Origin of the sequence: Vibrio sp. MM46 (assembly GCF_027587135.1) — a bacterium.
GTDB lineage: Bacteria > Pseudomonadota > Gammaproteobacteria > Enterobacterales > Vibrionaceae > Vibrio > Vibrio harveyi.
Genome location: NZ_JAPPTO010000027.1, coordinates 18347 through 30800, shown reverse-complemented (window position 1 = coordinate 30800; position 12454 = coordinate 18347). Strand labels below are relative to the sequence as shown.

Here is a 12454-nt window from a genome sequence, read left to right as displayed (position 1 = left end):
AAGGTGAATCAGTTGAGGTTTGGATTAACTCGAACGATGTCACTCTCTTCTTGTTTAAACTGTTTTTTCAATTCTTGCTTGGACTTAAAGCTGATTTCACCACCAGCGGCAACCGTCATATGTTGAGCTTCAGTATTATGTTTTGATTGATACAACATCACAGCTTGCATACATGAGTCTCGCTGCTCTTGAGAAAGTGGTGTACCCTCGGGCCATCTACCTGTTTCTACTGCGTAAACCAATCGATCATAGACTTCTGGAGTTATCGCATCTAATAATTGTTCTGCGTCCATAATGTACCTTCTTATTACATTCTATTTACAGAACATAACGGTATAGAAAACAGAGTCAAGAACCTGAAAATGAATTGGTGTAACGGATCACAAGCAAAACCATGAAACGAACATACTGGTTACTAGCAAGCCTTTTCAGCCTAACATTAACTGGCTGCTTTGAAGGCAATGTCACAACGGAAGAATTGTGTCAAAACAACCCCAAACTTCGCTGCGAGAAGTTAAATATGGACGATGGTCAATGTCGAATTCCGCGTACGAATCTTGTCTGGCATCGTTTTGAATTGCTCAAGAGCCCGACCGAAGCCAATCAAGTGATCGAATATGGCTTGGTGGCAGAGTACCGCAAGTGTCTAGAACTCGCTTCGCAAATCACGCCTATCGATCAAAGTGCGTTAAAGCGTAAACGCTTTGATGCCTTGGTGCACAGCATTGATGAACTAGATCGCATTGTGAATGAACTCAAAGGTACAAAAGACCCTGCCACTCTCTATTTTTTATGGTCGCAAACAGGTGACACACAAGCTCGCCGACAGTTTTTACAAATGGAAGGTTCGCCAGAACTGAATACAGCAGAAATGCAATACGCCTTGGCAACGTTCTATACCAACCGCGATCAGCAAAAAACATTAACATTACTTCATAATTCACTATCGATGTCGAATGAGGAAAACTTAAACCCTGAGATTTTAAAATCTTTAGCAAGCATCAACCAAGGTCAGGGAAACAAAGCACAAGCGTACTTGTGGGCAATGGTGGCTAAACGCTTCGATGTTCCCCTTGCAGATGAGCAGCAGTTAAAACGCATGTTCAACTTTGCACAGCCAGAGAAATATGAACAATTAGACGATCTTGCTAAATCAATATCTAAGGCAATAGAGAAAGGAAATTATTCACCAAGGATGATTCCAAGCGATTTATAAAATAAAAAAACTCCCATTCATATAGGGAGTTTTTTTATTTGTAGAGTAATCGTTTGTCTTATATTAATTGAAAGGATGAAACATTCTTTCAGTCCAAAATGGCGTTATTGGTCGGATTTGTTGAAAATTAACGACACTGAGTTTACACAATAGCGTTCGCCTGTTGTTTGCGGTCCATCTTCAAAAACGTGACCTAAATGGCTGTCACAAGCCGCACATCGGATCTCTGTACGAACCATTCCGTGACTTAGATCTTTTAGATAGCGCACCGCGGTATCATTAATTGGTGCATCAAAACTTGGCCATCCACACCCTGAATCGTACTTGTTATCGGAGATAAATAGAGGGGCATCACAACATGTGCAGGTATACACACCTGTGTCTTTATTGTGAAGCAGTTTACCGCTGAACGGAGCCTCTGTACCATGCTCACGACACACGCGAAACTCTTCCTCTGAAAGCTGCTCACGCCACTGTTCATCGGACTTCGTTACTTTTCTTCCGCTTTGTTCTACCAATTTCTGTTCCTTATTTCTTATTTTTGGCAATGACTTTTTTAGCAAAAAACTTGCTTCTCGTAACAGTTGTAGCACATACTTTCTCACCAGGACACCATGTGTAATTAATTTGATACGAGTTCTTATCTCGAAAGTTATATTACGCCAACTGGAATGTAGAATAACCAGTTAAAAGTTTAAAAAACGAGCATTTGCGAAGAATTGTTAAAAAAAGCGTCGCTTTTTTTTGACTTTAAACAAGTTAAGTCCGATTATCTGTTGCAGATGTTTACTGGATTTTGTAATTTTACTACCAGTTATCTTTAATCAGAAATTAAGTTGTGGAGCAACTATAATGACTATCAAAGTAGGTATTAACGGTTTTGGCCGTATCGGTCGTTTCGTATTCCGTGCAGCGCAAGAGCGCAACGACATCGAAGTTGTAGGTATTAACGACCTTATCGACGTAGATTACATGGCATACATGCTTAAGTACGACTCAACTCACGGCCGTTTCAACGGTACTGTTGAAGTTGAAGGCGGTAACCTAATCGTTAACGGTAAAACTGTACGTGTAACTGCAGAGCGCAACCCAGAAGACCTAAAATGGGACGCAATCGGTGTTGACGTAGTAGCTGAAGCAACTGGTCTTTTCCTAACTGACGAGACTGCACGTAAGCACATCACTGCTGGCGCGAAGAAAGTTGTTCTAACTGGTCCTTCAAAAGACGCTACTCCAATGTTCGTAATGGGCGTTAACCACGCTACTTACGCTGGTCAAGACATCGTTTCTAACGCTTCTTGTACTACTAACTGTCTAGCGCCTATCGCTAAAGTTCTTAACGACAAGTTCGGTATCGAATCTGGTCTTATGACTACAGTTCACGCTACTACAGCAACTCAAAAAACTGTAGACGGTCCTTCTGCTAAAGACTGGCGCGGTGGTCGTGGTGCTTCTCAAAACATCATCCCATCATCAACTGGTGCTGCTAAAGCTGTAGGCGTTGTTCTTCCTGAACTAAACGGCAAACTAACTGGTATGGCTTTCCGCGTACCAACAGCTAACGTTTCTGTAGTTGACCTAACAGTTAACCTAAAAGAAGGCGCATCTTACGAAGCTATCTGTGCAGCAATGAAAGAAGCTTCTGAAGGCGAACTAGCTGGCGTACTAGGCTACACTGAAGACCAAGTTGTTTCTCAAGACTTCATCGGTGAAGTTCAAACTTCAGTATTCGATGCTAAAGCTGGTATCGCTCTAACTGATAACTTCGTTAAAGTTGTATCTTGGTACGACAACGAAATCGGTTACTCAAACAAAGTTCTAGACCTAATCGCTCACATCTCTAAGTAATTAGACAGTTAGCAATTAGCGAATAACTTCGTTAAAGAAAAGGCGGCTCTAGAGTCGCCTTTTTTGTATCTGGAATTTGAGAGAATATAAAATCGATATAACATCTGTTCTGCAAGTATCGACAACGCTCTCCCCCAGCTATAGGAAATAACACATGGATTTAAAAACTCTCCCAGCACTCACTGTGTTATCTGACAACGTCACTATCGTTGAAGTTGATCAGGTTAAAGTCGTCCGCGTTATTCATGAGAAAGCAACGGCAGGCATCGCGCTACATGGCGGTCACGTTGTGTCATTTACACCAGCGGGTAAAGAAGACCTCATCTGGATGAGTGAGAAAGCAATTTTTGATGGTAAAGCAGCACTTCGCGGTGGTATTCCTGTCTGTTGGCCTTGGTTTGGTCGCATTGCGGCACCAGCTCATGGCTTTGCTCGCACGGCGGAATGGGAACTAGTTGAACACCGCGAAAATGATAATGGCGTGATCGTTGAACTCGCTCTATTCCCAACTGAAGAAACTCACGACATCTGGCCACACATGTTTGATGCTCGCTTGATGGTTGAAATCAGCGACCAATTGAAAGTGACATTAAAAGTCACCAACATCGATGATGCAGAGTGGACATTCTCTGGTGCACTGCATACCTACTTAAACGTTGGTGATATCAAGCAAGCACAAACAACAGGCATGGGACCTGAATACATCGACAGCTTAAAAGAAGGTGAAATCTGCCAAGGCGGTGATGTCCTTCAACTGACTGATACGATTGACCGTGTTTACACTCAACCAGAAGCACAAATCTTGGTGAAAGACGCGGTACTGAATCGCACACTAAGTGTAGAAAACCAAGGTCATAACTCTGCCGTATTGTGGAACCCTTGGGCTACAGGCGCACAAGGTATGGGTGATATGGCAGACAATGGTTACGAGACCATGCTGTGTGTTGAGTCCACGGTACATGCACCAAGTATCAAGCAAGGCAAAACCTTGCAGCCAGGCGAGACTCACGAGCTTATTACTGTGATTTCTGCCCATTAACACTACTCAAAGGTCGGTTCAACCGACCTTTTTACCACCAGCAGGCACAAGGTTTCGGTAGCCAGTGCCATACTTTAAAGTACAAGCATCGGAGCAAAAACACATTCGTCTAAAAAGGCACATATGATGAAACACGCGGTTTTCCTGATACCATTGTCCGCTACTCTTTTATTTGGATGTATACCCAAGTAACCTTCGAAAGGTTCTACGAGACCAACAAACCGTTTAAGAAAATTGAAGGGCTAACCTTCGACAATCAGAACCAAGCTTCAAAGTTGAATGCTTTCATACGTCCCGTCGAGTCAGACAACCAGTGGAAATCAGTCCAAGTCATCGACTATTACCGATAAACTCATCTGTGTTATTGCGTGCCATAACGAATAATCGATTCTCGATAAAGCGAAAGTAGTGCCTCATTCTTCACTCCTACCCCGACATTTTGCGCAGAGAATACGCTCCATTCATCATTCATATATTTGCGCTGATCGGCTTTCTGGATCGTCATACCTTCTGCCGGTCCATCAGTAACCACTCTTACAGCCCCACAACGCAGATTGAAGAGTGTTGGGTCAATCACATAGGCAATAGCGGAAGGATCGTGAACATGACATCCATCCATCCCTACCTTTTCCGAATAAAACTTCAGGTAATAACGGCTCACATCCCAAATAAACTGCCCCACTTCCCCTGCATCATCTCGAAGTTGATCAAGGTATTGACCAGTAAAGAAGCTCTCCTCTGTGACATCTAATCCAATAATCACCACCGGCCATGATGCAGTAAATACCTTGTCTGCGGCATGAGGATCATCATGAATATTTGCTTCTGCGAATGGCGTGACATTGCCTCTATGGCCGTTCTCACCAAAAGCGCCACCCATCACAACCACTTCCTTAACTAAGTGAACAATTTCAGGATCCGCTTCCAGTGCCAGAGCAAGGTTAGTAAGTGGGCCAACTGCCACTAAGGTAATCTCTCCCGGCTGCTCACGAACACTATCGATAATGTACTGATAAGCGGGCTTATCAATAGCAGTTTCATTCAGTGAGCTTGGTGCCTTCACATCGCCAAAGCCTTCTTCGCCATGCACGACAACCGTCGCTCCGACAGGTGCTTTTATTAAAGGTTTATCCGCCCCCTTGGCAACGATAGCATTCATACCAAACTTCTGTTTTAGGTACAGCGCGTTGTGAGTCGCATTGTCTATGGTCGCATTACCATAAACGGTAGTGATACCCATAAGCTCGATATCCGGATGAGCTTCTGCAAAAAGAATAGCCATCGCATCATCGATACCTGGGTCTGTGTCTAGAATGATTTTCTTTGTCATATGAGCATCTATTTCACGCAAGAAAACACTAACAATACCTATAAAAAACAAGGATAAACGTGACAAAAATCTAAGGTATGAGTTTTCTCATCCTACATCTCTAGACGACAGCTCGATCTAGCGAAAGGAAATTGGTCATCATTGCTCCAACTTAAAATCAAAGTTTCGAGCTTTTTTTGAAAGAAAATTGCTTAATTAACGGTCAGTTAGTGCCTAAGCTATTGGTTGCGGTGGTTTTTTGACAACTAACTTAATAAAAATCAAAAAAACACGTCATATAAATCGATAGCATGCCGATACAAGATTTATAACATCGAAAAATATCAGGAATGACACTACATGCTAGACAATTATCGAAACCAAAGTGTCGGTTTTCAGCTAAAGCTGGTAATCACGCTGTGTCTACTCATCGCATTTTCAAGCATTGCTGCGCTTGTTTATCAAAACGCTTCTAACGTACTTTTAGAAAACACCCTCAAAGAACACCAATCTAAAGTTGAATCGATGGCAAAAACCATTGCCGGTCAATTCAACGCTTATTTACACACGGCAGAAGTTTTGGAATCAACTTTCCGTAATGGGTATCTAGCTGGTGTATATGTAGAGAATTACACTGTCGACTTTCAAGGTCACCAGGTTCCAAACATTACCCAATACAGCGAAAGCCTGATTGGTGATACCAAATTGGTGGATACCTTTACGCGTGATACTGGCGCTATCGCAACGCTATTTGCCCCACTAGGAAATGATTTCATTCGTGTTGCAACATCATTAAAAGATCCTCAAGGTAAGCGAGCTCTGGGAACGACACTTGGTCAAAATCACCCGGGCTATCAGAAACTTATGAGTGGTCAGCCTTACTACGCACAAATCAAACTTTATGGTGAGCGCTACATCACCTACTACGCCCCTTTAAAAGATGCAAATGGTAAGGTCCAAGGAATTTCTTTTATCGGTCTCCCTGTTGAGCGCGCGACACAAGATCTCTTTAACTCATTAAAGACTGTAAAATGGGGAGATACGGGTTACACCATTATCTTGGATAATGAGAAAAGTAACCAAGGTCACTACCTTCTTCATCCAACACGAACAGAAAGTGAGCCACCGATTCAAGAAGTTGCTGACTACAACGGTAACAAGCCTTTCCACCAATTATTCGAACAAGACAGTGGTCTGATTCGATACCCATTTGAATATCAAGGAACGGTAGGTGAGAAATACCTTGTTTACACTCAAGTGCCTGGTTGGAATTGGAAGCTGTTGGGTGGCACATTTATCCACGAAGTGACCAAAGGCAGCCAAACGTTGCTTAAACTGATCGCGACTATCTCTGTCATTGTTGCTGCGGCGACATTTTTGGTGCTGACATTGGTTCTAAACCGCATGCTAAACCCACTCACTGTACTGAACGGTTATATGAACCGCTTAGCGAAAGGTGAAGTAAGTATTGATATTCCTGCATCAGGAAAAGCGTCTAAAAATGAAATCATTAACCTGAACAACGGCGTCGCTAACATGGCGGGGCAATTGAACGAGTTAGTTGGTCAAATTCGAACAACAAGCGACCAAGTTGAGAGCAACTCAACAAGTGTTGTGGATGATGCGAACCGCAACTTGATGCAATCCGATCTTCAGCAAGAACAGGTTGAACAAGTTGTGACTGCGATTGAGGAGATGGCATCATCCGCTCAATCTGTCGCACAACAGGTTGAACAAATTGCAGAAAACGTCCGCTCTGCAAACACAGATAGCCAATCTGGTTTGGGCGTAGTTGAAGGGGTTTGCATTGATGTGGCACAGCTCAACGATCAGCTAGACCAATCTGCGGCAGCGATTGAGCAAGTAAACCGTGATAGTGAAAGCATCCAAACTGTCACGAAAATGATTGATGAAATTGCTGAGCAAACTAACCTACTCGCTCTTAATGCTGCAATTGAAGCAGCGCGAGCTGGTGAGCAGGGTCGTGGCTTTGCGGTCGTAGCAGATGAAGTTCGTACACTGGCTCATCGCACTCAAACCTCGGTGAAAGACGTTGTGGAAATCATTGAGAAACTTAAAGGCTCAACAAGCAATGCCGTAAGCATGATGACGGAAAGTCAGCAAAACGCGAATAAGGTACTTGATAAAGCACAAGAAGCAGGCACTGCGCTTGAAGCCATTGCGGGTCAAGTTCAATCCATCGCCTCTCAAGCAGACGCAATTGCGGCAACGTCTGAAGAACAAGCACAAGTTTCTCAAGAAATCGCGGCAAATGCTCACTCTATCAGTGAGTTGAACCGTGAAAGCCGTGACACGAGTGCAAAAACATCACACAGTGCGACCGAGCTGCAACAGCAAGCACAAAACTTGAAACACCAAGTGGACTTCTTCCACTAAGCCATCAAGTAAAACCATCAAAGAGCCGATATTTTCGGCTCTTTTTTGTTTCGCTTACCCACCCCCTTTTTGATAGAATCTGCCGCCCTACTTCTTGTCCAGAGATCGTCATGAACTATCAATGTCCTCTATGTCATCAACCTCTTGAGCTCACCGCAAAGACGTTTAAATGTGAAAACAATCATCAATTCGACCTAGCGAAAGAAGGCTACGTAAACTTGATGCCAGCACACCACAAACGCTCAAAAGATCCAGGTGACAACAAAGAGATGATGCAGGCGCGTCGTCGCTTTCTTGAGGGAAATCATTACGACCCAATGCGCCAAGAAGTCGCTCGTCTTTGTGCAACCTATACTCAAGGTACAAGTCATCAGTTATTGGATATTGGCTGTGGTGAAGGTTACTACACAGACCAAGTTCAGCGCTCATTACATGCACAAGATGAAAACGCCAATGTCTATGGGTTAGATATCTCAAAAGTCGCTATTCGTTATGCGTCTAAACGCTACCCACATTGCGATTTCAGTGTTGCATCAAGCCATCGACTACCATATGCAGATCGGTCTCTGGATGCTATTTTGCGCATCTATGCACCATGCAAAGCAGAAGAATTGCAGCGTGTTATCAAAGACAATGGTGTGGTGATCACTGTGACGCCAGCGGGTCGCCACTTGTATCAGTTCCGCGAGCGCATTTATCAAGAAGTTCGCCTGCACAATGAAGAGCCAGAGCACATCGAAGGTTTCGAATTAGAGCACCAACAGAAGCTGAACTACACCATGGACTTAAAAGATGGCGTCGCATTCGATTTACTGCAAATGACACCATTCGCATGGAAAGCCAGCGATGAACTTCGTGACGAGCTAAAGTCATCTACACTTTTCCAATGTGAGGCTGACTTTATGTTGCGTGTCTACCGTAAGAAAACGACTCAAGCAGGTACCGAAGAATAAATGTAACGCTAATTATTCTCATTACTATTGATTCATTTATCAGCCTCCATTAATATCGTTCGGACATTTTTGGAGGCTTTTTAATGCGCTTTTCTACACTAAGTCTGATTTTTGCAGGCTTGCTAACTGGCTGTGCTTCAAACGCACCCACCGCTCCTGACGCGATAACTGGTGACGTAACCAGTTTCTATGACTACCAGCTACATGACCCTGCTGGTAAAGCCATCTCAATCAACCAATTACCCTCTGAATTACAACAAGCAGACGTTATTTTAATTGGTGAATGGCACACTCACGCAGGTATCCATCGTTTTCAAACAGATATGCTCAAACAGCTGTCAAAGACAGACCGTCCTATAGCACTTTCAATGGAACAAGTTACTCGCGACAAACAAGCTATCTTAGACGCTTACCTTGATGGAGAGATTGGCGAGCAGTACTTCATGAAGCAGAGCAACGCATGGCCGAACTACGAAAGCGATTACCGTCCTTTGGTGGAATTTGCTAAGCAAGCCGATATTCCTGTGATCGCAGCAAACGCACCGAAGAACATCGTTCGCTGTATCGGTCGTCAGGGTGCAGATTACCTAAATAAGCTCGACAGTGACGAGCGCAGCTTCATCGCTGATGAAGTAAATACGGCAAACAGCCCATACAAAGAAAAGTTCATGGCATCTATGCACCATGGCAAACCAGAGCAAACAGAGAAACAATACGCCGCTCAGGTTACTTGGGATGAAACGATGGCGGACTCGATCGTCAAATACCTTGCAAAACACCCTGACAATCAAGTCGTGCATGTAGCCGGTAAGTTCCACACAGAAGATGGTTTGGGCACTGCTGCTTCCATTTTACGCCGTAACCCAGACCTAAAAGTCGTTGTTATTACCCCAACAGAAGAGGTTACTTCGGAAAGTTCGGATTACCAACTAGAAGTACTTTCTCCACCAGTGCGTTATGTACAAGATGCCAACCGAATGGCAGCGTACAAGCACCTAGCAACACGCAACAGTGACCTTCAATGTAAGTAATCAGAAGCATCTTACAACCGATATAGAGAAACAGGTCTGCTTTTTGCAAGCAACTTGGTTTGTATACCTAAGAAGCGGCAAAAACAGACCTATTTTTTTCTGATTGATTCAAGATATATCTATTGCCGTCGATATAAAGATAACTGCTTTTTACCTGCACTCAATCAGAGAGTGTCGTTGTTCGAAGGGGTAACAGATGAATCCAGTAGGAAGCAATTCAGTCAATACATACGCTGCTCAACAAAATAAAGTTGAACAAGCGAAAGCCAGCGAAAAAATCACCGATGGCGCACCATTAAAGATTGAGCAAAATAAAGTGTCACTCTCTAGTGAAGGGAAAGCACTACTCGCTGCGCTTCAGCAAATCGATCATGAAAGCAAGAAAGCGGAACTCGAAAACCAAACCGTTGGCGACAAAGTCGAATCTTTTGCTCATGGAGCGCTGGGTATGGACCATCCTCACACTATCGAAGAAGAGGAAGATGGCTCTTACTCAGCAGGTCAATATCTTTCAGCAGCCCTCACGGTTGGTGGTATCATCTTAGCTCTTGTGTAGGCGTTAACCGTTTAGCATCAGGTTAAACAAGAGTTTCTTTCGTTACGATAAGTAACCTCATTTGAACGCTTTTTTTGTCCAAGTCCATAATGGAAAACTATTCATTAACGGACGATGAACTGTGAAAAACGCATTTTCGCTCATAGACAAACCCACTTTTTTTGGCGCTATTGCGCTGCTCCTTTCGATTGTTTTCCCTTTAATTTTGTTTCCGGCTGAAGGTGCACAATGGATTGCCGTTGCTAAAACCTTTATGACTGACAAGCTCGGTTTCTTATACCTTGCACTAGGGCTTGCCGCTTTTATCTTCATGATTTATGTCGTTTTTAGCGACATGGGCCAAATCAAGTTAGGCGATCCTGATGAAAAGCCAGAATTCACCACGGCATCGTGGGCCGCAATGCTGTTCTGTGGCGGCATCGGGGCAAGTATCCTCTATTGGGGCTGTATCGAGTGGGCATACTATTACCAATCTCCTCCGTTTCAACTAGAGCCTGGTAGCGAAGAAGCTGTACGTTGGGCTGCAACTTACGGTCTGTTCCACTGGGGACCAATTGCCTGGTCCATCTACCTTATTCCTGCATTACCAATTGCGTACTTCTTCTACGTACGAAAACAACCCGTACTGAAAGTCTCCAGTGCATTGATGCCAGTACTTGGCGAAGAACGCAGCAAAGGTACCGCTGGCAAGATTGTTGACGTACTGTTTATCTTCGGTCTACTTGGCGGCGCAGCAACCAGTTTAGGCTTAGCTGCACCTTTGATCGGAGAAGGTCTGCATTACCTCTTCGGCATGCCTAAAAATACTTACAGTCAAGTGCTTGTATTGCTGATCTGTACTGCGATCTTTGCTTACTCCTCTTACGCAGGCATGGAAAAAGGCATCAAAGTACTAAGCAACATTAACTTCTGGGGAGCGATGGGACTACTAGCCTTTGTGTTGGCAGTAGGACCAACCATCTTCATGCTGGAGACTGGCTTAGATTCGATTGGTCGTATGTTATCTAACTTCTTTGTTATGGCGACATGGGCAGAGCCATTTGGTGGATACGGCACTTTTGACAACACACATTTCCCACAAGATTGGACTATCTTCTACTGGGCGTGGTGGCTAGTCTTCGCTCCAAGTATGGGACTGTTTGTCGCTCGCATTTCTCGCGGTCGTACCATCAAGCAGATGGTTTCCGGTTCCATCTTCTTTGGTTCACTGGGGTGCTTCCTATTTTTCATGATCTTAGGTAACTACGGCTTGTCTTTGCAGTTATCCGGAGAACTCGATGTCGTCGGCATTTTGAATGCCGAAGGCGCTACAGCAGCGATATTCTCGATGCTTGATGCATTACCGATGAGCTATTTTGTTATCGCTGTATTTACCTTGCTGTGCATCATTTTTACAGCGACGACTTTTGATTCGATTTCATACATTCTGGCCTCTGTTGTACAAAACAACGTCACTGAGGAGCCAATGCGTTGGAACCGAATGTTCTGGGCATTTACGTTGTCTTTCCTGCCTACTGTTCTGATGTTTATGGGGGGACTAAGCACCTTACAAACAGCGGCGATTGTTGGAGGCTTACCTCTACTTGGCATCTCAATTATGCTCATGGTGTCGGCTGTTCGAGCGACAACATTGGATATTCGACATCAGGAAGATTACATCGAACCAACCATTAATATTGAAGAGCTACCAGAGTTTGATCCTTGGTCAACAGAAGGGATGGCAATGGCTAGGTTTGAACGCGCACGAGACGCCGCTCAAGAAGCCGCGGAGCAAGAGCGTGACGCACTGGCACAATTGATGACACTGCGTAAACGCATCCGTGCTTTCGCTCTTGAACATAGCGACGACAATGATTTTGCCGATCATCACTTACCGCAGGATATGCAAGAGGAGTTGCAAGCCCTATTGGATAATGTGATGAAGGCAAAAGAGAGAAAACTCGAGTTATCGGAAACTGCCCAGCAATCCAGAGCCGAGTTTAATCAAATCGTGGCCCAAAGTACCTCTTACGCAGTGTAGCTTTAGCCCATGACTTTCAACTCCTAAACATAACTCAAAGCTCACTTCGGTGAGCTTTTTTTGTATCTGACGTAGTATGCGCCTG

At 44.1% G+C, this 12454-nt stretch carries 11 protein-coding genes; 8 read left to right on the top strand and 3 right to left on the bottom strand.

Annotation, left to right across the window (positions count from 1 at the left end; genetic code table 11):
• Window positions 1–8: 8 nt before the first annotated feature.
• A complete protein-coding gene (locus OH459_RS23165) occupies window positions 9–293 on the bottom strand; it encodes a YeaC family protein (protein ID WP_005444637.1) in 285 nt (94 codons plus the stop codon).
• Between the two features lie 101 nt (window positions 294–394).
• Here OH459_RS23165 and OH459_RS23160 point away from each other — a divergent pair, with 101 nt between their 5' ends.
• Entirely contained in the window at window positions 395–1216 is an 822-nt protein-coding gene (locus OH459_RS23160) for a DUF2989 domain-containing protein (RefSeq protein WP_049536839.1), read from the top strand.
• A 104-nt stretch (window positions 1217–1320) separates the two neighbouring features.
• Here OH459_RS23160 and msrB read toward each other — a convergent pair whose 3' ends face one another.
• Window positions 1321–1734: a peptide-methionine (R)-S-oxide reductase MsrB gene (gene msrB, locus OH459_RS23155; RefSeq protein WP_005452043.1), complete on the bottom strand. Its 414-nt coding sequence runs from the start codon at window positions 1732–1734 to the stop codon at window positions 1321–1323.
• Window positions 1735–2068: 334 nt separating this feature from the next.
• Between msrB and gap the strand changes: the two genes are divergently transcribed.
• Together gap and OH459_RS23145 are read left to right on the top strand one after the other, a co-directional pair.
• Window positions 2069–3064 carry a type I glyceraldehyde-3-phosphate dehydrogenase gene (gene gap, locus OH459_RS23150; protein WP_005452046.1) on the top strand — a complete coding sequence of 332 codons (996 nt, stop codon included), beginning with the start codon at window positions 2069–2071 and terminating at the stop codon, window positions 3062–3064.
• A gap of 154 nt (window positions 3065–3218) precedes the next feature.
• Window positions 3219–4103, top strand: a complete 885-nt coding sequence (locus tag OH459_RS23145) for a D-hexose-6-phosphate mutarotase (RefSeq protein WP_005452049.1) — start codon at window positions 3219–3221, stop codon at window positions 4101–4103.
• Between the two features lie 361 nt (window positions 4104–4464).
• Here the strand turns inward: OH459_RS23145 and OH459_RS23140 are convergent, their stop codons facing one another.
• Window positions 4465–5433, bottom strand: a complete 969-nt coding sequence (locus OH459_RS23140; protein ID WP_269989005.1) for a nucleoside hydrolase — start codon at window positions 5431–5433, stop codon at window positions 4465–4467.
• Between the two features lie 339 nt (window positions 5434–5772).
• Between OH459_RS23140 and OH459_RS23135 the strand changes: the two genes are divergently transcribed.
• The 5 genes from OH459_RS23135 (at window position 5773) to OH459_RS23115 (ending at window position 12369) form a co-directional block, all read left to right on the top strand.
• Window positions 5773–7809, top strand: a complete 2037-nt coding sequence (locus OH459_RS23135) for a methyl-accepting chemotaxis protein (protein ID WP_009698536.1) — start codon at window positions 5773–5775, stop codon at window positions 7807–7809.
• Between the two features lie 110 nt (window positions 7810–7919).
• A complete protein-coding gene (gene rlmA / locus OH459_RS23130; RefSeq protein WP_005452052.1) occupies window positions 7920–8762 on the top strand; it encodes a 23S rRNA (guanine(745)-N(1))-methyltransferase in 843 nt (280 codons plus the stop codon).
• Between the two features lie 83 nt (window positions 8763–8845).
• Window positions 8846–9793, top strand: coding sequence for a ChaN family lipoprotein (locus OH459_RS23125; protein ID WP_269989004.1), 948 nt, complete (start codon window positions 8846–8848; stop codon window positions 9791–9793).
• Between the two features lie 196 nt (window positions 9794–9989).
• Window positions 9990–10349, top strand: a complete 360-nt coding sequence (locus OH459_RS23120) for a hypothetical protein (RefSeq protein WP_005452054.1) — start codon at window positions 9990–9992, stop codon at window positions 10347–10349.
• 121 nt (window positions 10350–10470) lie between these two features.
• A complete protein-coding gene (locus tag OH459_RS23115; protein ID WP_005452055.1) occupies window positions 10471–12369 on the top strand; it encodes a BCCT family transporter in 1899 nt (632 codons plus the stop codon).
• The last annotated feature ends 85 nt before the right edge of the window (window positions 12370–12454 follow it).